Source organism: Streptomyces sp. NPDC041796 (assembly GCF_055590785.1).
The window spans coordinates 11,820-36,579 of sequence record NZ_JBVJAH010000009.1; the positions used below are offsets into that span (position 1 = coordinate 11,820).

The 24,760-nt window shown below is 73.2% G+C and carries 20 protein-coding genes; 12 read left to right on the forward strand and 8 right to left on the reverse strand.

Annotation, left to right across the window (positions count from 1 at the left end; genetic code table 11):
• Positions 1–12: 12 nt before the first annotated feature.
• The gene (locus tag ACZ6C1_RS19380) at positions 13–909 is read right to left on the reverse strand and encodes a GNAT family N-acetyltransferase (RefSeq protein ID WP_469242335.1); all 897 of its coding nucleotides are present in this window, start codon (positions 907–909) and stop codon (positions 13–15) included.
• A 225-nt stretch (positions 910–1,134) separates the two neighbouring features.
• Between ACZ6C1_RS19380 and ACZ6C1_RS19385 the strand changes: the two genes are divergently transcribed.
• Complete coding sequence (locus ACZ6C1_RS19385; protein ID WP_469242336.1) at positions 1,135–1,812, forward strand: hypothetical protein; 678 nt, start codon at positions 1,135–1,137, stop codon at positions 1,810–1,812.
• Positions 1,813–1,872: 60 nt separating this feature from the next.
• Here the strand turns inward: ACZ6C1_RS19385 and ACZ6C1_RS19390 are convergent, their stop codons facing one another.
• Together ACZ6C1_RS19390 and ACZ6C1_RS19395 are read right to left on the reverse strand one after the other, a co-directional pair.
• Positions 1,873–2,502, reverse strand: a complete 630-nt coding sequence (locus tag ACZ6C1_RS19390) for an NIPSNAP family protein (RefSeq protein WP_469242337.1) — start codon at positions 2,500–2,502, stop codon at positions 1,873–1,875.
• 38 nt (positions 2,503–2,540) lie between these two features.
• On the reverse strand, positions 2,541–4,808 hold the full coding sequence (locus ACZ6C1_RS19395) for an MMPL family transporter (RefSeq protein ID WP_469242338.1): 2,268 nt from the start codon (positions 4,806–4,808) through the stop codon (positions 2,541–2,543).
• A gap of 225 nt (positions 4,809–5,033) precedes the next feature.
• Here ACZ6C1_RS19395 and ACZ6C1_RS19400 point away from each other — a divergent pair, with 225 nt between their 5' ends.
• Together ACZ6C1_RS19400 and ACZ6C1_RS19405 are read left to right on the forward strand one after the other, a co-directional pair.
• Positions 5,034–6,875 (forward strand): glycoside hydrolase family 15 protein, encoded by a 1,842-nt coding sequence (locus ACZ6C1_RS19400; protein ID WP_469242339.1) that lies wholly within the window; start codon positions 5,034–5,036, stop codon positions 6,873–6,875.
• A 90-nt stretch (positions 6,876–6,965) separates the two neighbouring features.
• A complete protein-coding gene (locus tag ACZ6C1_RS19405) occupies positions 6,966–7,193 on the forward strand; it encodes a hypothetical protein (protein ID WP_469242340.1) in 228 nt (75 codons plus the stop codon).
• A 2-nt stretch (positions 7,194–7,195) separates the two neighbouring features.
• Here ACZ6C1_RS19405 and ACZ6C1_RS19410 read toward each other — a convergent pair whose 3' ends face one another.
• The 4 genes from ACZ6C1_RS19410 to ACZ6C1_RS19425 form a co-directional block, all read right to left on the reverse strand.
• Positions 7,196–8,233 (reverse strand): lactonase family protein, encoded by a 1,038-nt coding sequence (locus ACZ6C1_RS19410; protein WP_469242341.1) that lies wholly within the window; start codon positions 8,231–8,233, stop codon positions 7,196–7,198.
• 62 nt (positions 8,234–8,295) lie between these two features.
• The gene (locus ACZ6C1_RS19415; RefSeq protein ID WP_469242342.1) at positions 8,296–10,362 is read right to left on the reverse strand and encodes a galactose-binding domain-containing protein; all 2,067 of its coding nucleotides are present in this window, start codon (positions 10,360–10,362) and stop codon (positions 8,296–8,298) included.
• 660 nt (positions 10,363–11,022) lie between these two features.
• Entirely contained in the window at positions 11,023–12,258 is a 1,236-nt protein-coding gene (locus ACZ6C1_RS19420; RefSeq protein ID WP_469242343.1) for a PucR-like N-terminal domain-containing protein, read from the reverse strand.
• 6 nt (positions 12,259–12,264) lie between these two features.
• On the reverse strand, positions 12,265–12,417 hold the full coding sequence (locus ACZ6C1_RS19425) for a hypothetical protein (protein ID WP_469242344.1): 153 nt from the start codon (positions 12,415–12,417) through the stop codon (positions 12,265–12,267).
• Between the two features lie 190 nt (positions 12,418–12,607).
• Between ACZ6C1_RS19425 and pgfA the strand changes: the two genes are divergently transcribed.
• The 9 genes from pgfA (at position 12,608) to ACZ6C1_RS19470 (ending at position 23,730) form a co-directional block, all read left to right on the forward strand.
• Positions 12,608–13,576: a cell envelope lipid trafficking protein PgfA gene (gene pgfA, locus ACZ6C1_RS19430; RefSeq protein WP_469242345.1), complete on the forward strand. Its 969-nt coding sequence runs from the start codon at positions 12,608–12,610 to the stop codon at positions 13,574–13,576.
• 211 nt (positions 13,577–13,787) lie between these two features.
• Positions 13,788–15,113: a glycosyltransferase family 4 protein gene (locus tag ACZ6C1_RS19435; RefSeq protein WP_469242346.1), complete on the forward strand. Its 1,326-nt coding sequence runs from the start codon at positions 13,788–13,790 to the stop codon at positions 15,111–15,113.
• Positions 15,114–15,117: 4 nt separating this feature from the next.
• Positions 15,118–15,843, forward strand: a complete 726-nt coding sequence (locus ACZ6C1_RS19440; RefSeq protein WP_469242347.1) for a class I SAM-dependent methyltransferase — start codon at positions 15,118–15,120, stop codon at positions 15,841–15,843.
• Positions 15,840–20,138 carry an alpha-(1->3)-arabinofuranosyltransferase domain-containing protein gene (locus ACZ6C1_RS19445; protein WP_469242628.1) on the forward strand — a complete coding sequence of 1,433 codons (4,299 nt, stop codon included), beginning with the start codon at positions 15,840–15,842 and terminating at the stop codon, positions 20,136–20,138. Before ACZ6C1_RS19440 ends, ACZ6C1_RS19445 begins: the two co-directional genes overlap by 4 nt.
• Positions 20,135–21,445: a condensation protein gene (locus ACZ6C1_RS19450; protein ID WP_469242348.1), complete on the forward strand. Its 1,311-nt coding sequence runs from the start codon at positions 20,135–20,137 to the stop codon at positions 21,443–21,445. The genes ACZ6C1_RS19445 and ACZ6C1_RS19450 overlap by 4 nt, the downstream gene beginning before the upstream one ends.
• A 29-nt stretch (positions 21,446–21,474) precedes the next feature.
• A complete protein-coding gene (locus ACZ6C1_RS19455) occupies positions 21,475–22,206 on the forward strand; it encodes a class I SAM-dependent methyltransferase (protein WP_469242349.1) in 732 nt (243 codons plus the stop codon).
• Between the two features lie 8 nt (positions 22,207–22,214).
• Entirely contained in the window at positions 22,215–23,126 is a 912-nt protein-coding gene (locus tag ACZ6C1_RS19460) for a hypothetical protein (protein ID WP_469242629.1), read from the forward strand.
• Positions 23,113–23,334, forward strand: a complete 222-nt coding sequence (locus tag ACZ6C1_RS19465; protein ID WP_469242350.1) for a Trm112 family protein — start codon at positions 23,113–23,115, stop codon at positions 23,332–23,334. Before ACZ6C1_RS19460 ends, ACZ6C1_RS19465 begins: the two co-directional genes overlap by 14 nt.
• A gap of 9 nt (positions 23,335–23,343) precedes the next feature.
• Positions 23,344–23,730: a VOC family protein gene (locus tag ACZ6C1_RS19470; protein WP_469242351.1), complete on the forward strand. Its 387-nt coding sequence runs from the start codon at positions 23,344–23,346 to the stop codon at positions 23,728–23,730.
• Positions 23,731–23,794: 64 nt separating this feature from the next.
• Here ACZ6C1_RS19470 and ACZ6C1_RS19475 read toward each other — a convergent pair whose 3' ends face one another.
• A complete protein-coding gene (locus ACZ6C1_RS19475; protein WP_469242352.1) occupies positions 23,795–24,640 on the reverse strand; it encodes a C40 family peptidase in 846 nt (281 codons plus the stop codon).
• Positions 24,641–24,760 lie beyond the last annotated feature (120 nt).

Consider the following 24,760-nt stretch of genomic DNA (forward strand, 5'->3'; position numbering starts at 1 on the left):
GGGGCCTCCTCCTCAACCCCGGTCGCCGGGAACCAGGTTGATGCGCTCCCGCACCACCGGGTAGCCCGCCTTCGCGAAGTTGGCGGCCATCGGGACGTTGCCCTGGTCCGTGGCACCGGCGATGAAGTCGGCACCGCGCTCCACCAGGAAGTGGGTGCACTCGGCCAGCAGGTCGTAGGCGTAGCCCCGCCCGCGCTGTTCCGGCACGACGCCGATGAAACCGACGCAGGGGCCGGAGGGATTGTGCGCGGGGATGTGGATACCGGCCAGGTCACCGTCAGGCGCGTACGCCACCTGCCACCACTCGCGCGGCGACGGGCACCAGTGGAAGAAGTCCAGCTCTTCCCGCGCCGCCTGGTCGAGGCCGCCGTCGGCGATCGCGCGCAGGGCGTGCGCGTCCAGTGTCACCGAGTGGATGCGGCGCAGCGCGTCGAAGAACACGGCGTCGTCCGGTTCCGCCGCGAACGTCAGACGCCCGGGCCGCTCCGGCAGACCGCACGCCGGAGTCCAGCGGTACATGAACCGCTCGACCAGCAGCTCGTAACCGGCCGCCCGCGCGGCCCTGAGCCGGGCCTCACCGGCGGCACGGGCGGTGGCGTCGTCACGCCACCCGGCGGGCAGGTTGAGCTCGAGCTCCACCTGGTACGGGGCGGTGCGCAGCAGGTGGGCGCCGGCCTCCTCCTCGCCCTCGGCGACGTCGAACCAGTTGATGTTGATGGGGGTGTTGTCGTCGGGACCGCCCCACCAGGCGCCCCGGGCGACGACTTCACCGTCGCGGAGCGCCACCCGCTTCCATTCGGGCCGGTGGGTGTTGCGCGCGTGCGCGGCGCGGGCCCCGAGGGGATCGGGCAGGGTGTCGAAGAGAGAGGCGTCGCTCGAGTCGAGTACGCGGATGACCGTATCGGTCATGAGAGGTGTCCTCCGGGACGAAGCGTGGTGGAGCGCTCCCGGTCAGACCAAGGACGCCGGGGAAAGGCAACGGGAGCGCGGGGAACATGACTTGTGCACGGCGCTCGCCTCCCTTCCGCTGTCGTGGGCGTCACCGCACACGTTAGGCGGCCCCCGGCGCGAATGTCCACCGGTTTCCGTGTGAGGCTGGCTCCCGCACACACCGCTCGAAGGGGGAACACCACCATGCACGCACCGAGCCTTCCCGGGGACCTCGACCACCCCGCCCGCCTGTGGGCGCGGGCCGTCACCTTCGCCCTGGTGGAGGGGGCTTGTGATGACGGCCGGCCGGAGCACGTCCTCGACGGGCACGGGCTGTGGTGCCACTCCACCGGCGCGTGCGGCTGGTGGCGGCTGACCGTGGTCGACGGCGGGCACGCCGTCTTCGTCGGCCAGGACCCTGACGGCAGCCACACCCACATCGACGGCGAGCAGATCGACTTCCTGGCCGGCGGCCCCGACTGGCTGCCCTGGGAGCAGTTGCGCGACGACGCCAGGGGCAACCTCTTCGGCTTCGTCTACTGGTGGGAGGACGGTGCCTGGCACCGCATCCCCTACCCGGAGCAGCTGACGGAGGACGGCCTCGAAGGCGCCGCCCCCTGGGTGGGATCCGAAGAGGAGTTCATCACCCTCGCGGTCGGCCTCGCGTACGGCGACGACCTGACGCGGGACCAGCAGCAGGTACTCGAGGAAGCCATCGGCCGGTTCCGTGAGCGCGCGGAGGCACGCACCGTCGACGAGGCCGCCGTGGCGGCCCTCCTCGCCGCCGCGCTCCCGGACGGCGTACCTCCCGAGCGGCTGGAGGCGGCCATGGACCTGGTGCTGCGCGCCGGTCTGACCCCCGCCGTCGGCGCGGCGCGCTAGCCCGCCTCGCCGGGCCGGGTCCCGGACGCCGAGGGACCCGGCCATGTGCACCGGCCAGGGTCACATCGACGGCGGGCCCTGGGTGCGCCGGCCGTGAACGGGCTGCAGCCGGAGCTGCCGCGGGGCCCACCTCAGCTGCGCCGAGAGGTCCGGCAGGCACGGTGCCGGACCCTCGGTGAACCAGAGCAGGACGTCCTCACCGGTCCGGACCGGCAGCGCGGGGAAGGTGTTCTCCGCGTGCTCGGAGCGGTGCACCGCCCGCGCCGGGGTCCCGGCGGCGGCCAGCGCGGGGCGCAGCCGCTGCTCGAAGTGGTCCGCGAAGGCCCCGGCGTTCAGGGGGTGGCAGATGGTCACCACGACCGGTCCCGCGGTGTCCGGGCCGGCGAAGCCGGGTCCGCGCAGCAGAAGCACGTCGTCCGAGTCCAGCATGGTCGCGTTGGCCCTCTCGCGATGGGCCTGCCAGACCGGGCCGTCGTAGAAGGTGTGCAGGGCCCGGGCCCGCGCCTCCATGTCCGGGAAGCCGCGCAGCCAGACGAATCGGTCCGGGTCGTCCAGGTCCCGGAACCGGCCGCCCACGGTGATTCCGGCCGCCTCCTGCCCGGTGACGAATTGCCGCTCGAAGAGGTCGACCAGGGTGTCCCGGGCGCCCGGGCGGAGGGTGTACTGCCGGAGTTCGACGATGAGGTCCATGGGGCCGGATGCTAGGTCCGCTTCCCTGACACCTCCTGTCAGTGAACGGCCTTGCCGGACTCCGGCAGACGCGACGTGCTTTGCGGTGACGGCGCGGCCGCGGCTTCGCCTTCCGCGTCGATGTGGGGCAGCAGCCGGTCCAGCCACTTCGGGGTCCACCACGCCGATCCGCCGAGCAGGGTCATGGCGGCCGGTACGAGCAGCAGACGGACGATCGTGGCGTCGATGAGCACGCTGGCGGCGAGACCCAGGCCCAGCATCTTGACGACGATGTTGTCGCTCAGGATGAAGGCGGCGAAGACGCTGACCATGATGAGCGCCGCACACGTGATCACCCGCGCCGTGATCTCCAGGGCGTGCGCGACGCTCGCCCTCGGGTCCCCGGTGCGCAGCCAGGCCTCGTGGACGCGGGACAGCAGGAAGATCTCGTAGTCCATGCTCAGCCCGAAGACGATGGCGAACATCATCATCGGTACGTAACTCTCGATGGGCACCTCGCCCGAGACCCCGAGCGCCGGCCCGCCCCAGCCCCACTGGAACACCGCCACCACCACCCCGTAGGAGGCGGCGATCGACAGCACGTTCAGCACGGCCGCCTTGACCGCGACGAGCACCCCGCGGAAGACGACGAGGATGACGAGGAAGGCGAGACCGACGACAACGGCGATGATCAACGGAAGCCTGCTGGAGACGATGTCCAGGAAGTCCACCTGGGCGGCGGTCGTCCCCGTGACGTACGTGCGGGCGTCCGTGCCCGACACGGCCTGCGGGAGGACGTCGTCCACGAGGCGGTTGACGAGGCCGGTGGTCTTCTCGTCCTGGGGGGCGGCGACGGAGTAGGCCGTCGCGATCAGCACGTCGCCGTCCGGCGTCGGCGTCAGCGGGGTGATCACCGCCGCGTCCGGGACGCCGACCAGCGCGCTCTGCGCCTTCGACGCCAAGGACGAGCGATCGGCGGCGGGCACGTCCGTCTGGTCGACCACCAGCGTCAGCGGGCCGTTCGAACCCGGTCCGAAGGCCGAGGACATCAGGTCGAAGGCGCGCCGGTCCGTGAACGACTTCGGGTCCGCCCCGTCACCGATGTGCCCGAGCTGGATGAACAGCAGCGGCACGGCAAGGACCGCGAGGGTCACGATCCCGGAGACCAGGAACCACCAGGGGCGGTGCTCCACGCGCTGGGCGTAGCGGTGCCAGGTCCCTTGTGCCGCCTCGCCTGGGCCGGCGTCCGTCTCCGCGACGGGCGGCCGTACGTGGAGCCGGTCGATCCGTCTCCCGGCCAGGCCCAGCATCGCCGGCACCAGGGTGAGCGCCCCGAGGACGGCGGTGATGACGGTGACGGCGGCGGCGAGCCCCAGCTTGCCGATGAAGCTGATGCCCGACACCCACAGCCCGGACAAGGCGATGATCACCGTGCAGCCGGAGACCAGCACGGCCCGTCCGCTGGTCGCCGCCGCGAGTCCGGCCGCCGTTGCCGGATCCCTTCCGTCCTTGAGGTTCTGCCGGTGCCGGGTGATCAGGAAGAGGGCGTAGTCGATGCCGACCCCCAGGCCGATCATCGTGGCGAGCGTGGGGGAGACGGTCGCGAAGGTGAACGCCGCCGCCAGCAGCCCCAGCAGAGCGAGCCCGCAGACCACCGCGACCAGTGCGGTCACCAGGGGCATCACGGCCGCCACGACGCTGCCGAAGCCGAGCAGCAGGACCAGGATCGCCACCCCGAAGCCGATGGCCTCGCTGGTGCGGTCGTCGGGCTCCGGCCGGGCCAGCTCGCCCAGCGAGCCGCCGTACTCCACCTGCACGTCGGCCGCGCGCAGCGGCTCCACCGCCGTGTCGACACCGTCCAGGTAGGACGAACCGAGCGTGGACGGCTGCACGTCGAACCGTACGGTGATGTACGCGGTCCTCCCGTCCGACGACAGGGGGCCCACGTTCGTGGCGCCTTGCGCGGGCGGCGGGGCACCGGGCGCGGGCAGCGGGTTCTGCGCGCTGAGCACATGGGGCAGCTTCTGCAGGTCGCTCACCGCCGTGCCGACCGGCCCGCTCACATCGGTCAGCGGTTTCGAGGCGTCGTGCAGCACGATCTGGGCGCTGTAACCGCCCGCGGCGGGCTCGTGCGCCTTCAGCACGTCGAGGCCGTCCTGGGACTGGGACCCGGGCAGGGTGAAGTCGTCCGAGTAGTCGCCCCCGTGCGCCCTCTCCAGTACCTGAAGCCCCACCAGAGCCGCCAACCACAGCAGAATCACGGTCACGCAATGGCGGGCGCACCACGCGCCGACGCGCCGGAGAGCACCCTGCCGCGGAGACGCCATGCGCCCTCCCGACCACCGGCCCGCCCGGGGAAAGCGCGGGCACAACGACGCGCGCCGCCCACGGGCGGGCGGCGCACCTGATGACGCCATTCAACGAGGCCGCGCACGAACCGGCATCTCCCACGCCGCCCTGCGGGTGACCCGGCCCTGCCGCCCCTCCCCGCGTGCGGGGCGGGGCGGCAGGGCTTAGCGTGCGGTGGAGGGCGTGATCGCGAAGGGGCCGCCATGCGCCGTTACCCACCGATCGCCGACCACGGCCTCATCGGCGACCTGCGGACGGCCGCGCTCATCTCGTCCGAGGGGGTGCTCGACTGGTTCTGCGCACCCCGCTTCGACTCGCCCAGCCTCTTCGCGGCGCTCCTCGACCATGACCGCGGCGGGCATTTCGCCATCGCACCGGCGGATGCCGAGGGCGCGACGACACGTCAGCTCTACCTCGCGGACACCGCCGTACTGATCACCCGGTTCATGACCGAGGAGGGCGTCGGAGAGGTCGTCGACTTCATGCCGCCGGCCGACGCCGGAGACGCACCGGATCCCCAGCGCGTCATCCGGGTCATGCGCGTCACCCGGGGCTCCGTCCGCTTCCGGCTGGAGTGCCGGCCACGCTTCGACTACGGACGGGCCGCCCACCGCCTCGACATGGACCGGGACACGGCCCGGTTCACCGGGCCGGGACAGACCGCCTTCCTGCACCTCGGCAGTGACACGGCACGGCCCGTGGAACTGCTGCGCGACGAAAATGACGTACGCGCCGACCTGACGCTGCGCCAGGGGCAGCGAGCGGTCGCCGTGCTGACCGTGTGCCCCCGCGCCGACGCGCAGCCACCGCCCCGGCCCACGGAGGCGGCCGTCCGGCAGGCGTTCCGCGCCACCTGCGACCACTGGCACCGCTGGGTGCGCCACAGCCGGTACCGGGGCCGCTGGCAGCAGGTGGTCAACCGTTCCGCGATCACCCTGAAGCTGATGACGTACGCCCCCAGCGGCGCGCCCGTCGCCGCCGTCACCACCGGGCTGCCGGAACGCCTCGGCGGGGAACGCAACTGGGACTACCGCTACACGTGGGTGCGCGACGCGTCCCTGTCCGTGAAGGCACTGCTCGACCTCGGGTACGAGGAGGAGGCGGACGCCTTCCGGCGCTGGCTCGGAGCCCGTGTCGCGGCAGGCGGAACAGTGACGGGCGAACCACTCCAGATCATGTACCGCGTCGACGGCGACCCGCACCTGCGCGAGGAGCTCCTCGGCCACCTGGAGGGGTACCGGGGCTCCGCCCCGGTACGGGTCGGCAACGACGCGGCCGGTCAGCTCCAGCTCGACATCTACGGCGAGGTGGCGTACGCGCTGACCCACGCCCCCGACGTGGCGCAGCTCGCCGGGTACGACGGCTGGCGCAACCTCGCCGCGCTCCTCGACTGGCTGGCCCGTACCTGGGACCGCCCCGACGAGGGCATCTGGGAGACCCGCGGCGGGCGCCGCGACTTCACCTTCAGCCGCCTCATGTGCTGGACGGCCTTCGACCGGGGCATCCGGCTCGCCGGGGAGCTGGCCCGTCCCGCCGACGTCGCCGGCTGGACCGCGGCCCGCGACGCCGTCTTCGAGCAGGTGATGGAGCGCGGCTGGAGCCCGCGCCGAGGGGCGTTCGTCCAGCACTACGATTCCGAGGTCCTCGACGCGGCCCTGTTGCTGATGCCGGTGGTGGGGTTCCTCTCGCCGAAGGACCGGCGCTGGCTGTCGACGCTGGACGCGATGGAGGCCGAACTCGTCTCCGACAGCCTCGTCCACCGTTACGATCCGCTCGCCTCACCCGACGGCCTCCGTGGTGACGAGGGCACCTTCTCCCTGTGCAGCTTCCTGTACGCCGGCGCCCTCGCCCGCGCCGGCCGGCTCGAGACGGCACGGTACGCGTTCGACAAGATGCTCACCTACGCCAACCACGTCGGCCTCTTCGCCGAGGAGATCGGCCCGACCGGAGAGCAACTCGGCAACTTCCCACAGGCGTTCACCCACGTGGCGCTCATCATGGCGGCGCTCGCCCTGGACGAGGAGCTGGACCGCGCGGGCGACTGAGCCGCGCGTCGGCTGCCCGCCCGGCCACCCTGTTCCGCCGGACGGGCGACAGGAGGGGTGACCGGGGCGGTCGGGGGTCGTTGGCCCGGCATGTCACGTATCACCACGCGCGCCCTGACCACGCTCGCCCTCACCGGCGTGGCCCTGACGGTCTGCGGGACCGCGCACGCCGAATCCCTCAACGAGGGACTGATCGACAAGGTCCACGTCGGAGTCGACGGCAGGCTCGGACAGCACGTGCTGGACAAGGCCGTGGACGCGGTCGACACGGTCCAGTCGAAGGCCTCGATCCAGCCGGGAGGCGGGACGGGAACCTGAGGTCAGCCGAAGACCACACACGCGGCGGCCGGAACCTCCACCGCACCGGCGCGGCGGAGCCGGCCGCTGTCGGCGTCCACGTCGAACCAGGTGACGTCACCCGACCACTCGTTGGCCACGTACAGCCGGTGCCCCGAGGGGTCGGCCACCAGATCGCGCGGCCACACACCACCGCAGTCCACGCTGCCGGTGAGCCGTGGCTTCTCGGCTCCGTCGGCGAGGGAGTACGTCAGGACCGTGTTGGAGCCCCGCACCGCGGCCCGTACGAAGCGCCCGTCGGACGCGACACAGACCACGGAGGGGTACACCCGCTCCCCCTCGGGGGCGCCCTCCGGATCGATCGCCACCTCCGCCAGGGGCTCCAGGCGCCCGGCCGCCGGATCCCACCGGCAGACGGTCATCTGCGGTTCCAGCTCGTGCAGGACGTACACGACCTCGCCGTCGGGGTGGAAGGCGAGGTGACGCGGCCCCGATCCGGCCCGGAGGACCGTCTCGCCGTGCACCCGGAGCTCCCCGGTGGCCCGGTCCGGCGCGTACACCCGTACCGAATCCGTGCCCAGGTCCACACCGAGCAGCCATCGCCCACCGGGCACCGGGAGCACCTGGTGGGCGTGCGGGCCCCGCTGCCGGTCGGCGTCGGGGCCCGAACCGTGGTGCGCCAGCACGACAGGGGCACCGGTGAGGCTCCCGTCGGGCCCCAGCGCGAGGCTGCTGACGCTGCCCGAACCGTAGTTGGCGGTGAACAGCCTGTCCCCGGCCACGCTGAGGTGGGTGGGGCCGGAGCCGGCCACGCCGACCGCCGGACCGAGCGGGCTGAGTTCCCCGTCGTTTCCGGTCCGGAAGGCCGCGACCGCACCCGCTTCCGCGTCACTCACCGCGTAGAGGACCCCGGTCTCCGGAGCGAGGGCGAGACACGAGGGGTTGACGACGGTGCCGACACTCGTGCGCGGGACCAGCGTCCCGGTCGCGGGGTCGACGGCCGCGACGGTGATGCCCGGGCCGCCCCCCGAGGTGAACGAGCCGATGTACGCCCACTGCACGCCGATGCCCTCTCTGCCGTACCGAACGACTGGCTCGGCACTGTAAGCACGGCCGGCCGGCGTCAGCGGCCGTACACGCCGACCTCGTGGAGCGAGTAGCCCCATCCGGTCCCGCGGGCGAGCCCCATGACGCGGACGAAACGGGCCGGTACGGCGGTGAACCGCGCGGTGTCCAGGCCGCCGTCACCGGCGGCGGTGGACCAGACGGTCCGCCAGTCGTTCCCGTCCGCGGACACCTCGATCCGGTACGCCTTGCCGTACGCGCGCTCCCAGTCGAGCGTGACCCACCCGACCGTGCGCGCGGCCCCGAGGTCGATCCGGAGCCACTGGGGGTCGCGCCAGTCGCTCGCCCACCGGGTGCGGCGGTCGCCGTCCACGGCGCGGCCGGGCGCGTAGCTCGTGAAGGGGTTCCACTCCGACGTACTGGCCGAGACGGCGGAGCCGGCCGCGAGGTTGTCGTCCGAGCGGTGGCTCTCCGAGGCGCCCCAGGTGGTGAGGTAGGACTCGGCGCCCCGGAACAGGTCGTCGATGACGTCCTGGCCGCCGGTCACCCTGATGTCCTCCAGCCAGTCCGGCACCAGGCCGTAGTGGGCGGCGCCGTCGGTGTTGATGTCCCAGGCGCGTTCACCGGTGGTCTGCCGGTCGATGAGCGAGCCGCCGTCGGCGCTGCGGAACGGGTAGCGCACCGGGTTGGGGGTGTCCGCGCCGCGGGGTGCCGGCCAGCCGCCGACACCGTTCATGTCGGTGCCGTACCCGTAGCCGATCCCGTACTTCTCGCGCAGGGCGTCCGTGCGCCGCGCCTCGGCGGTGAACCCCTCGGCGCCGTGCATGTACTGGGCGATGAAGCCGCCGAGGCGGTAGACCCGCTCCGTCCAGTCGATGTCCATCCAGCTGTGCGAGGAGAGCACGCCGGGGTACGACTCGGACTCCAGCACGTCCAGGACGCGGCCGGTGGCCTTCACACTCATGTGGTCGATCTCGATCATCATGCCCCGCTGCATCATCCCGCGCAGGGCGTACTCCCCGAGCGACGACAGCCCACGGGTGTTGCAGCGCGCGTCGGCGGCGTACGAGGGGACCGCCACGCCCGGCGGGAGCTTCTTCTCGGCCCCGGCCGCCGCCGCGTTGCCGATGGGGTTGTCGGCCTGCGGCCCGGTGCACTTCTCGGTCTTCCAGAAGGTCCCCGTCGACAGGAACTGGCCCACGTTGATCGCCGTTCCGAGGGTGCCCGAGTCGAACCGCACCCCGCACAGGGCGTTGTCGAACTTGTGGCAGAGGAACATGCTGCGGACGCCGAGCGCGTGGAGCTCGTCCAGGCCCCGGTCGATGTCCTCCCGGTCGCACTGCGGGATGTCGAGGATCTGCTTGCACCCGAACGGTTCGGAGGTCTCCACGCCCAGCACCACGGCCATCTTGCCCTGTTCGATCACCGAGCGGGCCTGCGCCGAGTCGGTGACGATCCGGAACCATCCCTTGCCGGGGCCTCCGAACATCCGGTCGACGTAGGCCTGCATCTCGTACGTCTTGCGTGCCTGCAGGCGGATGGAGGTCATCTCGTCGCAGCCGCGGTCCTTGAAGAAGTAGACCGAGCAGATGACCCCGTTGGTGACGAGGTCGTTGACGAGCACGCGCTGACCACCGCGCCAGGCGCGTTCCACCCAGGCGTAGTAGTTCTGCTGGTGGGTCAGCGAGTCATGGGCGGGCCAGTCCTTGAACGTGGGCCAGCCGTGCGGGTCGTGCCTGCCGTCGCCGCCCTTGGTGATGAAGTCGAAGACCGCGAGGGAGCCGTCGGGGTAGTGCTCCGGGCAGTCCTTGAGCGCGTCGGCGACGCCGAGCTCCGAGAAGGGCTTGCCGCAGATCAGCCGGCCGCCGAAGGCCTCGTTGGACATGATGTGGTCGTGCGCGTCGACGAAGCCCCGTACCCGGCCCTGGGCGTCGGTGCCCTTGAACGGTTCCCCGGCGACGTCCACCCGGGAATCGGGGGAGGGCCGGGCGACCGGATCCCACCAGCCGGCCGCGGCCGGGGAGCCGGTGCCCGCCGGGGCCGGTCCCAGGGTCACCAGGGTGAGGACCAGGGAGAGCAGCGCGAGAACCCCGAGCCTGCCGTGCGAGCGTAGAGACAAGGTCATCACCCATGTTCCTGCCGGAGAAGGCACCGTCGAGGAGCCGGGCGCATGCCGGGCCGGCACCCCGCAGTGATTGTCATGTCCTCATAAATCGCGCGCGACGAGGATCGCCGCTGCCGCGTGAGCAGTCAAGAGCGCCCACGGTCATGTCGGATGGTTTCTGCGGTCAACGGTGCCGTCCGCATGGGTGACGGCCGTGGCCCGGCGTCTCGCCCCCCCGCCGCGGACCGCTGGACCTTCGCCCGCGATCACGCTCGGACCCCGCACGGCCGTCGTCGCCACCACCACCGTTCTCCTGTCCCCGGGCACCGTTACGGCGGCCCCCGCCGGCAACCGGCCGCTCGCCGCTCGCCGCTCGCCGCTCGCCGCTCGCCGCTCGTGCCGAGGCCCGGGCGCCCGTGGCCGTTGCCCTCGAGGACGGCCTCGGCGCTCCGGCGCCGGCCGACGAATCCCGGTGCGCCCTCGGCGGTGGGTCCTCGTTCTCGTACGACGCCGACGCCGACGCCGACGCCGACGCCGACGCCGGAACCGTGAAGTCGGGGTCGGGCATGGACGTCGCCCACATCGCCGCCGGCCGAGCACGGGACTCCGGCCCGTCCGGACGGAGCGCCGCCCGTCGCCGGGCGTTCGCCAACGACCTGCTCCATGACTCCTATGAGACCCTCACGCCAGCCGGCCTTGTAAGCGCTGGGCGCGCAGGACCAGTTCCAGTTCGAACCGACGGTCCGGGTCCTCCACGTCGTCGCCCCACAGCTCCTTGATCTGCCGCATCCGGTAGCGGACCGTCTGCGGGTGCACACCGAGCCGTGCGGCGATCTCCGGGGCGCCGCCCCGGGTCTCCAGCCAGGCCAGCATGGTCTCCGCCAGGCGGCGGCGCTGCGTGGGTCCACGGTCGGCGAGCGGAGCCAGACACCGGTCGGTCAGCGCCTCGATCAGCTCCTCGGGCGGCAGCAGGACCAGGGCGTCGATGTGTTCCGTGCAGTACAGCAGGTCCCCCGACGGCAGCAGGCCGCGCTGGATCAGGCCCATCGCCTCCGTGGCCCAGCGCAGCGAGGCCGCCGCGTCCGCCGGAGGAACGGCCGGGCCGATCGCGCCCGTCCAGCCCCGCAGCGCCCGGTGCACCTGCTCGCGCCGCCCCGGCACGGCCGGGTCCGGGATGAACAGCAGGGGCTGTTCGCGCTCCATGTCCAGCAGGACCTCCGCCCCCACCGCCGGTGCCACACAGTCGCGTGCCGGACGTGCCAACACCCCCACGGCCACCCGCTGGGGCAGAGTCCAGCCGATGCGGGCGGCGTGGGCGGCGTACTCCTCCAGCGGGCTGGACCGGCCCGGGCGGTGCTCGCCCAACAGCGCCTGCGTCAGCTTCCGCTGCAACCGGAGCCGTTCGCCCGCCTGCCGCGCGGCGGCCTCCGCGTAGCCCCGTACGGTCTGGTCCACCAGGCCGTCGAGGAAGGCGAACCCCGCCTCGGCCAGGTCGTACATCGCCGGAGGCGGGATCCGGGCCTCGTGGCCGATCTCCGCCAGCCGTCGCCAGGCGAGGCGCACCCCGAGCCGGTAGACGGCCTGGAGCGAATCCAGGGTGCGACCCTGCTGTCCCTCCCCGCGGCCGAAGTCCTGGAAGACCTCCAAGTGGAGCTGCGGCCTTCCGGAACCGCACACCAGGTGCTGGAGGAACTCCTCCAGGGCGCGCCGGATACCGACCAGGGCGACCAACTCCCCCGAGTCGTCCACCAGGAGCGGCATCCGGGGATGCTCGCGGCAGATCGTGTCGAGGATCTCCTGGGCGAGGGCGGGTACCTCGTGCATGGCGCGGTCGGCGAACTCGCGCACCTGCCGGCGGGGCAGGTCCGCCCAGGCCGCGCGTTCACCGGCCGGCGTCCGTGTGTCGACGTCGGTCAACTCGGTTCACCCCCGGGGCAGAGCCGTCTGATGGCTGATCAGTGGCACATTGGGCTGTTCCGGAGTGGTCTCGAGCAGGGCCACGATCGCGAGGGCCGCTCCCACGGCGAGCGCCGCGGCGACCGCCACGGTGAGGGCGGCGGCGAGCAGTCTGGGCATGGTCGGGTCAGCCTTTCTGACGCTGGGACCCCACCACGAGCCCGCCACCCCGGACGGCGACCAACCCATCGCACCAGTGCATTGACAGTCCGTCAAGAGGCACCCTACGGTTCCCGGCCCATACGCAGTCCCCTACGGAGTGCACGTATACGCCGAGCAACGTCGTCCCGGCCCCCACGGAGTGTCCGCAATGCGTCGCACCGCTTCCCCCCTGTTGCTGATCCTGCTCGGGACCGGCGTGTTCCTGCTGGTCCTCGCCCCCTTACTCGTCCAGTACGTCCAGCCACGTGCCAAAGTGACCCCCATCGACGTCGACACCGTCACCGTCTTCACCGGTACGGGCAGTTACTTCGACACCCGCCGGATCGAGACCGCGACCGGCCGCCCGCTCACCATCACCCGCCAGGTGCGCGGGGACGTGGCCGACAGCGTCCGCAGCGGGCGGGCCGTCTGGGACGTCTCCACCTCCGTGGACACCGAGCACACCCTGCCCGCCGCCGCCACCCACGACTCGCTCCAGTGGACGCTGGAACGCTGGGTCACCGACCGGCGCACCAACGAGCCCGTGCACTGCTGCCAGGAGACGCCCGCCTTCGACGGCGAGGCCTACCTGAAGTTCCCCTTCGACGTGGAGAAGCGGTCCTACCGCTGGTGGGACGGCACCCTCGGGTCGACCGTAACCCTCCGCTTCGACGGGACCCAGAAGGTGCAGGGGTACGAGGGCTACCGCTTCACCGGCCGGGTCGAACCGGCGAAGACGGGCACCCGGCTGGTCCCCGGCCGGCTCGTGGGACAACCCGGCCGGCCCCAGGTCCTCGCCGAGGAGTGGTACTCCAACCACGGCATCGAACTCGTCGTCGACCGGCGCACGGGCCGCATCGTGAACGCGGCGATCGGGCCGAGGAAGGTGCTGCGCGCACCGGGTTCGGCCAAGGACGCCGTGGTGCTGCTGGACAGCAGGCGCCTGGAGTTCACCCCGGCCACCCAGCGCGCCCAGGTGGCGCTGGCCTCGGCGGACAACCGCAAGCTCCGGATGCTGGGGGAGACGGTGCCCCTCGGCGCGGCCGTCCTCGGCACCCTGCTGGCGGCGGCGGGCACCGTGCTGCTCGTGCGCGGGACACGTCCGCGCCGTGACTCCCCCTCCACCGAAGCGATGTGACACAACGTCACCGGCTGTACGGGCCGAATTTGTCACCCGGGTGAGTAGCTGAACCGGCGGACTTGGCGAAAACTGACCAGCCCACCGCACCGCCACGTCCACCCCCCCCGGGCGCTCCATGACCTGCTCCATCCCCCCACCGGTGCCGGCGACCGCTCTCCGGCCCGGAGCATCGCCATCCGGTTCCCGACCCGAACGAGTTGGAGCTCGTATGCCCCAGCACGTACCCCCCACGCTGACCGCGGCCGCTCCCCGTGCCGCTCGGTCGTCCCAGGGCGCTGTCCGCCCCCCTCGCCGCATCGTCTTCCTCTCCCGCCGCGACCTCGGCAACCCCGCCGCGGGCGGCTCCGAACTCCTCGTCGACCGGCTCGCGGAGGGCCTGACGGCACTGGGCCACGAGGTCACCCTGTTGTGCGGAGGCCCGGCCGTGTACCGGGACTACCGGGTCGTCTCGGCGGGCGGGGACCTCGGCCACTTCCTCAGGGCACCCGCCGCGTTCACCCGCCAGGTGGGCGAGTGCGACCTGCTGGTCGAGGTGTGCAACGGCCTGCCCTACTTGGCCCCGCTGTGGCACCGGGGACCCACGCTCTGCCTGGTCAACCATGTGCACACCGAGCTGTGGGGCATGCGCTACCCCCGCCCCGCCGCCGGGATCGGGCGCCGACTGGAGCGCTGGGCCCTGTCCGGTGCCCAGCGGGACAACCTGTTGGTCGCCGTCTCGGAGTCGACCGCGTCGGCGCTCGGCGCGCTGGGCGTCGACCCGGGCAGGATCCGCATCGTGCACAACGGGGTCGAGGACCCGGGGCCCAGCACCCCGCGATCGGCGGAGCCGCTGTTCCTGGCCGTCGGCCGGCTCGTCGAGTACAAGCGCATCGACCTGCTGCTGCGGCTCTGGGAGCGGGTGCGGCCGGTCACCGGGGGGAAGCTGGTGATCGTCGGGGACGGCCCCGAGAGCCGGAGGCTCGAAGCCCTCGCCGGCCCGGGAGTCGTCTTCGCCGGACACGTCACGGAGGAGGAGAAGCACCGGCTGCTGTGCGCCTCCTGGCTGCTGCTGCACCCCTCGGCGGTCGAGGGGTGGGGCCTCGTCGTCACCGAGGCGGCCAAGCGCGGCACCCCGTCGATCGGCTTCGACGTTCCCGGACTCCGGGACTCCGTGGAGGACGGCGTGACCGGGGCGCTGGTACGCGGCGAGAGCGCCTTCGCCGCCGCCTGGTGCGCGCTCGCCCTCGACCACGAGCGGCGTGAGGCCATGGGCCGTGCAGCCGCCCTGCGGGCCGAGCGCTACCGGTGGGCCACGACCGTACGCCGCTTCCGGACCGTCGCGACGGAGGCGGTTGCCCGCCACCACGGCCCCGGGCACTCCGGCGTCACCGCCCCCGTCGGCATCGGCACCGGCGCCGCGGGCGGCCACGAAGCCGGCCATGACATCGGAGCGCTCGCCCCCGTGCCGTACCTCCCCGGCGCCTCCGCCGCGCCGGACGGGGTTCTGGACGGGGTGCCCTGGACGGCCGCCCCGACCGCCCCGCGCCGGGGCTGAGCCCATGAAGGACCCCTCGCTGCGCCGCTCCGTGACTCTCTTCCGCGGATTCCTGCGTGAACCGTCCGACCCCAAGGGCTTCTACGAGCTCCTCGCCCGTGACGCGGCCGACCAGGTGGAGCGGTACGAGCCGCTCGCCGGACGGGTCGTCGTCGACGTGGGCGGCGGAGGCGGCCACTTCACCGAGGAGTTCCGGCGCCGCGGCGCCCAGGGCTTCCTCTTCGAACCGGACCCGGGCGAACTGACCGGGTCCGGGCGGCCGCCCGAGGGGGCCGTCGTCGCCGACGGGTACCTGCTGCCGCTGGCCGACGGCACCGCCGACATCTGCTTCTGCTCCAACGTGCTGGAACACGTGGAGGACCCGAGGACCTTCCTCAGCGAACTCATCCGCGTCACCCGCCCCGGCGGACTGATCTACGTGTCCTTCACCAACTGGCTCTCCCCCTGGGGCGGCCACGAGTGGGCGCCCTGGCACTACCTGGGCGCCGAACGGGCGCGCCGCCGCTACGAGCGCCGGACCGGCCGCCCGGCCAAGCACGTCCTCGGCGAGAACCTCTTCCCCGTCCACGTCGGCGCCACCCTGCGCCAGGTCCGGGCCCGTGACGACGTGGCCGTGGTGTCCGCCCGCGCCCGCTACTGGCCGTTCCTGCCGGACCTGGTCACCAGGGTGCCGCTGCTGCGCGAGTTCGCCACCTGGAACCTCCTCCTCATCCTCCGGCGGTGCCCATGACCACCACCATGCCCGCGCCTCCCCGCTCCCCGGCGCCCGGGACGCCGCCCGCCCCGGGCCCGGCCGACGGGCCGCGCTCCCGCCGCTGGCTGTGGGGCTTCTGGGCCGCCGTGCTGACGGCGTTCCTGGCCGTGGCGCCGGGCCGGATGACGTTCGACACCAAGCTGGGCGTCGCCCTCGACCCCTTCCGGTTCCTCGGGGACCTCGGCGAGCTCTGGCACAGCCGCGGCGGATTCGGCGGCATCTTCGACCAGTACGTCGGATACGCCTTCCCGATGCTGCCGTTCTACGCCCTGACGGACCTGGTGCGGCTCCCGGTGTGGCTCGCCGAGCGGCTGTGGTTCTCCCTCGTCGTGACGGCCGCGTTCTGGGGCGCGCTGCGGCTCGCCGAGCGTCTCGGCGTCGGCACCGCCCGCACCCGCCTGCTCGCCGCCGCGGGCTACGCGCTGTGGCCCGTCTTCACCGTCGTGATCGGCTCCACCTCCGCCGCCGCGCTGCCGGGCGCGATGCTGCCCTGGGTGCTCCTGCCGCTCACCGACCCGCGTGTCCCGGCGAGGGCGGCGGCCCTCCGTTCCGCCCTGCTGATCCCCTTCATGGGCGGCGTCAACGCGGCCTCGACACTCGCCTCCCTGCTGCCCGTCGGCCTGTACCTGCTCAGCCGGCCGGCGGGCCCACGCCGCCGGACCCTGTTCGCCTGGTGGATCCCCGGAGTCCTCCTCGCCACCGCCTGGTGGGTCGTCCCACTGCTCCTGCTCGGCCTGCACGGCGAGAACTTCCTGCCGTACGTCGAGCAGTCCGGGACCACGACGGCCACCATGTCCGCCACCGAACTGCTGCGCGGGGCCGGGAACTGGGTGGCCTACCTGCACTTCGGCGAGGCATGGCTGCCCGCCGGCTGGACGGTGGCGACCTCCGTCCTCGCGGTGCTCGGCTCCGCGTTCGCCGCCGCACTGGGGCTCGCCGGGCTCGCCCGGCGCGATGTCCCCGAACGCCGCTGGCTGCTGCTCGTGGTGCTGTCGGTCGCCCTGGTGACACTCGCCGGGTACGGCGGGCCGCTCGGCGGACTCCTCCACGCGACGGTGCAGGACTGGCTGAACGGCTGGCTCGTGCCGTTCCGCAACATCTACAAGTTCCAGCCCGGCCTGGCACTCGCCCTCATGCTCGGGCTCGCCCACCTCACCGCCGTCCTCGGCAGGCCGAGGCCACGGCCGTACGTCCCCCTCGTCGCGGCCGCGCTCGTCCTGCCCGGCCTGCTCCTGCCGTACGTCAACGGCAGCATCCTCCAGCCCGGTGCGTTCCGGGAGCTGCCCACCCACTGGGAACGCGCCGCCGACTGGCTCAAGGAGAACTCGCCGGCCACCCGGGCCCTGGTCGTCCCCGCGACGGCCCACGGCATACACACCTGGGGCACCACCGTCGACCAGCCCCTCGACGTCCTCGCCGAGTCCCCCTGGGCCCAGCGTGACTACGTGCCGTTCGGCACCCCCGGCAACCGGCGGGCGATGGACGCCGTCGAGCAGGCGCTGCTGTCCGGCGGCGAAGTGCCGGGCCTGAGCGACTTCGTGCACCGCGCCGGGCTCCACTACGTCGTCGTACGCAACGACCTCGACCCCGACCAGATCGGCTACGTCCCGCCGCAGACCGTCAAACGCACCCTGGAGGCGTCCGGCTACCGGCGTGTCACCGGCTTCGGGCCGGTCCTCACCGGAGGGCGGATCCCGGACGACACTCCCGTACAGATCGAAGGCCTCTACCCCCGCCAGCAGGCCGTGGAGATCTACGAGCCGCCGAAGGCCACCGAACGGCCCGGCCGGGCCGCCCTCAAACCCGCCGCGGACACGGCCGTCGTCAGCGGCGGGCCCGAGGCCCTGCTACGGCTGTCCGCCGACCCCCTGATGAAGGACCGGCCCACCGTACTCGCCGGGGACGCGACACCGGGGCTGGGCACACCGCCCGTGCGGGCCGTGGCGGACGGACTGCGGCGGGCCGACACCCGATTCGGGCTCGTCAACACCAACACCTCGTACACCTACACGGCGACGGAGCGGAACCCCTCCGGCAGCGCACAGGATCCGGGCCGCCCGCCCCGGCAGATCCTGCCCGGCGACGACCCCCGCCACCAGACGACGGCCGTGCTGCGCGGAGCGGCCTCGGTCACCGCGTCCAGCAGCGGCAACTGGCTGTTCCACCTCCCGCAGTACGACCCGGTGAACGCCTTCGACGGCAACCCCGACACCGCCTGGACCGAGGGCAGCGCCGACTCCCCGGTCGGGCAGTGGCTCCGTATCGACTTCGAACGCGACCTGTCCCTGCCCGGGTCGATACGGCTGACGCCGCTTCCCTCCGGCGGACTGCGCGCGGCGGCCACCTCCGTACGCGTGGAGACCGAGCGCGGCAGTGAGGTCAGCGCGCTCCGGCCGGGCGGCGGAGCGCAGACGCTACGGATACCAGCGGGGGAGAGCGGCTACCTGAAGATCACCATTGAGGGCGCCCAGCAGGGCGCACCCGGCCTGATCGGAGCGGGCTTCTCGTCCGTCGACATCCCCGGTGTCACCGTCACACGGCTGCTGGCACTCCCGGAGGACGCCGCGGCGGAGGACAGTGCGCCGCAGGAGGTCTACTCCCTGCACCGGGGGAGCGACCCCGGTGGGCTGTCACCCGCGTCCGCCGAAGTCGGGCTGCACCGGCAGTTCCTGACGCGGACGGACGGCGCGTACGCCCTGCGGGCGACCGCGCTGCCCGTACCGGGCGAAGCGCTGGACCGACTGCTGTACCGGCTGGCGCCCGAGCAGCGCAGGAAGCTCACCGCCACCGCCGACTCGACGGCCAGGCTCGGCTCCTCCCTCAGCCCGCGCAACCTCGTCGACGGCGACCTCACCACGGCGTGGATCGCCGGGGAACGGGCGGTGATCCACCTGCGGTGGCCGGAGAAGCGTGCGGTCGGGGAGATCGTCTTCGCACCCGCCGGAGGTCTGTCGACCCGCGCCCAGCAGGTGGAGATCAGCTCACCGGACGGCGCGGCGACCGCCTCCGTGGACGAGAACGGCCTCGCCCGCTTCCAGCCGATCAGGACCGACCGGCTCGACATCACCGTGACGCGGACCGCACCCCTGACCCTGCACAACCCGGTCGCCGACGGCCGGCTGCAACTCCCGGTCGGGCTCAGCGAGGTCTACGTACCGGCACTCGACGCGTACCGGGTGCCGCAACCCGACCCCGACACCACCTTCGCGCTGCCCTGCGGCCAGGGGCCCGTCCTGTCCCTCGACGGCACGCTCCACGCGACGGCCGCCCGCGGCAAGGTCCGCGACCTCACGCAGCGCCGCCCGGTCGACGTGTCCCTGTGCGCGGGCGCCGAACGCGACGGCACCGCCCGGCTGACCGCGGGCACGCACCGCGTGGAGGCGGGCGACACCGGGCCCCTCGCCATCACCGACCTCAGCCTCGTCCGTGGCACCGCACCCCGGCCGGCCGGACCGGCGGACCGGCGCACCCTGACCACCGGCGACTGGTCCGGCGACCGGCGCAGCGTGGAGGTGGGCGCCGGCCCGGCCTCGTACCTCCAGCTCTTCGAGAACCACAACGACGGCTGGCGGGCCACCCTGGAAGGGCGTGAACTGACACCGGTACGCATCGACGGCTGGCAGCAGGGCTTCCTCGTCCCCGAGGGAGAAGGCGGCACGGTCCGGCTGGAGTTCGCCCCGGCACGGTGGTACGTCGTGGGTCTGGTCGGCGGCGCGGCCGGCGTCCTGCTGCTCGTGGGGCTGGTGCTGGTCCTCGGGCGGGGCCGGAGCGGTGCCGTCGAGCCGGACGAGCCCCCCGCGCCGGGCGCCGTGCTGGGGGTGGCGGCGCTGACGGTGGTGGTCGCGCTCGTCGCCGGATGGGCGGCGCTCGTCGTACCGGTCCTGGCCGTGGCCGCGCACCTGCGGCGCTCGTTGCTGGTGCCCGTGGCACTGCTCGCGATGGGCGGGGCGGGGCTCGTGGCCGCCTGGGAAGCCGGTGCCCTGCCGTCGGCACGGGAGGGGGCGTTCGGGCCGGTGGCCCAATTCCTCGCCGTGACGGCGGTGGTGGCCGCCGTGGTGACCACCCGGAAAGCCGGGCGGACGCCCCGGACCGCGCCGGTCCCGCGACCGGGTCCGGACACGGCGCCCCGGACCGCGCCGGTCCCGCGACCGGCTCCGGACACGGCGCCCCCGAACGCGCCGGTCCCGCAACCCGATCCGCCCACCGCCCCGCTGCCACGGCGACGACGCCCTCCCGCCGGACACCCACGCACAGAGGGGAACGGCCGATGACGGCACTGCACCACCACCCGGCCCGGCAGGGCGGGGCCGAGCCGCGGCCCCGGGTGCCCTTCTCCACGGTCGACGAGGTGACCCGGCACTGCCTGACCCCCCAGGAGCCGGAGACCGTCCACATCGAGGTGCACCTCCCGGGCCGCCCCGACGCCACACGGCTGCGCACCGCGTTCACCGAGGCACTCCGGCGCCACCCGCGCATCCTGATGCGCGAGGCCCCCGGCCCCTGGTACCGGAGGCGGTACGAATGGGAGCTCACCACCGGCCCCGACCCGGGCACGGAGGTCGTCTCCGTACCGGGATCGGACCCCGGCGCGCTGGACCGGGCGCGGCGACGGGCCCTGAGCGAGGCACCACCCCTCACCTCGTCCCCACCGGTCCGCCTGGAGATCATCGACCGCGTCCTGCTGCTCACCGTCAACCACACGGCACTGGACGGCCCCGCCTGCCTGCGGGTACTCGCGACCGCGGCGGAACTCTACGGCGGCCGGGACAACTCGCCCCAGGCCCCTCCCGTGCGCCCACCGGCCGACGGGGCACCGCGCGGCCTGTTCACCGAGACCGGCGGCACCGGGTTCGCCAGGGTGGCGAGGGTCGCCCGGGGCACCCCGGGAGCCGGGCACGCCAACGGCATGCTGGTCGCCGAACTCGCCGTACCGGGGCGTCCCAAGAGCGCCCCGTACACCGTCAACGACCAGCTCATGGTGGCCACCGCGCGCACCATCGCCCGGTGGAACCGGGGACGGGGCACACCGCCGCGCCCGCTGCGGATCACCATGCCCGTGGACGACCGGCCGCGCGGGATGGACATGCCCATCGGCAACGGCACCCGCCTGGTGGAAGTCCCGTTCACCCCCGACGAGTTGAACCTGCCCACCGCCGACCTGCTCCGGCTGACCGCCGCCCGTACCCGTGCCCTCAAGGCCCTGCACCGCCCCCAGCTCGGCCGTGGCGCCACGCTGCTGACCGCGCCCGTCCTGCCGGTGGCCGTCCGCGCCACGATGGCACGCGCGGCCCGCCGCGCCCTGGCCCCCTGGACGTCCACCACCCTGCTCAGCAACATCGGCCGGATCCCCTACCCGCTCGACTTCGGTGAAGGCGCGGGCGCCGCACAAGCCGTCTGGTTCTCCGCCCCGGCGCGCATGCCGCGCGGGCTGACGGTCACCACGGCCAGCACCGGGGGCCGGCTCCACCTCGCACTGCGCTGGTCGGCCGCACTGCTCGGCCCGGACGATGGCACCCGGCTGCGCGACCTGTTCGCCGAGCACCTCGACGCCACCGGCCCGACCGGCTCAGACGCGTGAACGTTCCACCGGACGAGGGAGCCACCCCCATGACCACCACCGTGCGGCCCCCGGGCGGCCTGCGTGACTTCTACGAGAACCCCGCCGTCCCCGTCGCCTCCGGAAACGCCCGCAGCCTCCGTCAGGCACGGATGCTCGCCGACGCGCTGCACGGCCGGACCGGCGCCACGGTCCTCGACGTCGGCTGCGGCGACGGCACCGCGGCCGCCGTCGCCGCCCGCCTGCTGCCCGGCCACCGGATCATCGGCGTCGACTGGTCGCACGACGCGCTGCGCCGGGCGGCGCCCCGCATCGGTACCGTCGTGCGCGCCGAACTCGGCAGCGGCCGACTGCCGTTCGCCGACGGGTCGGCGGACGCGGTCCTGTTCAGCGAGGTCGTCGAGCACCTCGTCGACCCGGACGGCGCTCTCGACGAACTGCGCCGCGTCCTGGCCCCCGGCGGCCATCTGATGCTCTCCACGCCGAACCTCGCCGCCTGGTACAACCGGGCCCTCCTCCTCGCCGGCGTCCAGCCGGTGTTCTCCGAGGTCAGCCTGCGCGGCATCCACGGCCGGCCCGGCTCGGAGGTGGTGGGCCACCTGCGCCTCTACACCGCCCGCGCCCTCAAGGAATTCCTCACCGCGTCCGGGTTCCAGGTCGTCCGCCTCGCCGGCGCCCCCTTCCACGGCGTACCCCGGCCGCTGCGCCCCCTGGACCGGGTGGCCTGCGCGATGCCGGGCGCCGCCTCGATCCTGCTGGCGCACGCCCGGCGCGCCCGGTGATGAGCGCGATGTGGTGGGGCGTCGCGGCCGCGTTGTCCGCGAACGTCCTCTACAGCTCCGGATTCGTCCTGGAGAAGCGCGCCCTGTCCGGGATCCCCTCGCTCGACCTGCGCCGCCCCCTGCGCCTGGTGCGGCTGCTGCTCGGCAGCCCCCTGTGGATCGGCGGCTCCCTGGCCCTGGCGGCCGGATTCGCCGCCCAGCTCGTGGTGTACCGGACGCTGCCGATGGCCGCCGCGCAAGGGCTGTTCGTGTCGGGTCTCGTCCTGCTGCTCCTGCTGTCCTCCCTCGTCCTCGGTGAACGCCTGTCCCCACGTGAGCGGTACGCCACGGCCGGGATCCTCGCCGCACTGCTCATGGTGGTCGCCTCACTGCGCCCCGACGCGGACACGGTGGGCGACACGGCGTCCACCGGGTCCGTCCTCGCCCTCGGCGGCGTCTCCCTCGTCGCCGGTTTCTGGCTGTACGCGGGCGCCGAGCGCCGCATGGGCCGTCGCCGTCACGCCGCACCCCCCACGGGCATCGCGTACGCCGTCGCCGTCGGCCTGATCTACGGAGTGAGCTCCCTGGCGATCAAGGGCATCTCCGCGCGGCTCGCCCCGGACGCGCCGCTCGCCTCCGCCCTCTCGCTCGCGGCCACCCCGTACCCGTACCTGCTGCTGATCACGGGCGCCGGTGGGCTGGTGCTGTCCCAGACGGCCCTGCAACGCTGCCGCGCCTCACTGGTCGTGCCGGTCTGCACCACGACCTCATGCCTGTACACCGCGACCCTGGGCACCCTCGCGTTCGGCGAGTCGCTGCCCGGGGAACCACTGCGTCTGGCCCTGCTCCTGGCGGGGGCCCTTCTGGCGGTGTCCGTACTCCTCGCGCTGTCGTTCCAGACCACCCCAGAACCGAAAGAGGCGCGCCATGAAGCCCGATGACCCGCTGCTGAAGATCCTGGTCTGCCCCCTGGACAAGGGCCCGCTCACCCTCGTCCACGGCGGCGACGCCCTGTACAACCCGCGTCTGCGCCGCCTGTACCCCCTCATCGACGGCATCCCGCACCTGCTGCCGTCCTCCGGCAGGCAGGTCACGGACGACGAGCACGACCGACTCGACGAAGCCTCCGGAGCCGGTCACCGGGCGTAAGGTCCGGGTATGGTGCACGTATTGAGCAGCAGGGTCCTGCTGCGTCCCCGTGATCCGCACGCCTCACGCGTCTTCTACGGTGAGACCCTCGGCCTCGCCGTCTACCGGGAATTCGGAACCGGCCCGGAGCGGGGAACCGTCTACTTCCTGGGCGGCGGGTTCCTCGAGGTGTCCGGGCGCTCGGAGGAGCCGCCGGCGAACACCCTGCAGCTGTGGATGCAGGTGGCCGACTGCGCAGGGGCCCACACGGAGTTGACCGAGCGCGGTGTGCGGGTGCTGAGGCCACCGGTGCGGGAGCCCTGGGGCCTGATCGAGATGTGGATCGCCGACCCGGACGGCCATCGCATCGTGCTCACCGAGGTCCCCGCCGATCACCCCCTGCGCTACCGCCCCTGAAACACCGTCCGCACCAGTGGCCGACCCCCGTGACGGTCACTGGTGCGGACAGCGGGCCGGGGCCTCAGGAGGCGCAGGTGGGGACGTCCTTCAGCCACGCGGGTCCCTGGATGTAGATATTGGTCATCCAGGCCTTGTAGTCGGGCAGGTAGGACCAGGCGTCGTTGGTGTAGCCCTCGGAGGTGACCGTCTCCGCGCGCTTCTGGCACTGGATGCGGATCGTCGTCGGCCCGGGGAAGGCGTAGACGCGCGCGGCCTTGGTGGACGGCTCGGCCTTGGTCCACACACCGGAGCCCCATGTCCGGAAGACATGGCCCTTCACCGGGCCGGTGTCGACGCGCACGGCACCGTAATAGTCGCCGCCCAGCCGGACGTCGCCGACCATGAGCCTGGTGCCCGACTGCCTCGCCTCCACCATCGTGCCGTCACCCAGGTAGATGGCGATGTGGTGCAGCTTCTGGGAGGTGCCCCACACCAGCAGGTCCCCGGGTACCAGCGGCGCGAGGCCCTGCGCGGCGGTGAAGCGCTCGGCGGCACGGTGCGTGTAGTACTGGCCGGCGGCCACCCCGTTGAGGATGTCCGATCCGGTGGCCTCCGCGTAGGCGTGACGGACCAGACCCGAGCAGTCGAAGCCCAGCCGCTCCGGGTCGTGTTCGCTGGCCGGGTCGGTCGGGTCGACCTGCCCGTACGTGGGACCGGGCTTCGGGCCGTGCCCGCCGCCCCACGTGTACCAGACGCCCGCGGCCACCTGCGCGCACGCGGCGGCCACGGCGCGCTCCGCCGCCGGGGAGGCTCCCGGAGCGCGCACGGCACAGGTGCCGTCGGCGGCCGCCGAAGAGGGCGGCGGGGCCCAGAGGAGGAGGGCGAGCAATCCGATGAGTGTGCCGATGAGACGGGAGCGGCGAAGCATGCGGGACCCTCGTTCTCTCTGGACGTGCCTGCGGGACAGCAGCCTGCTGGCGGTGGCGGCCGCGCGTCGAGACTCCCGCGTCACCCCACCCGGACGGGAAACGGGAAACCCCCCGGGAAA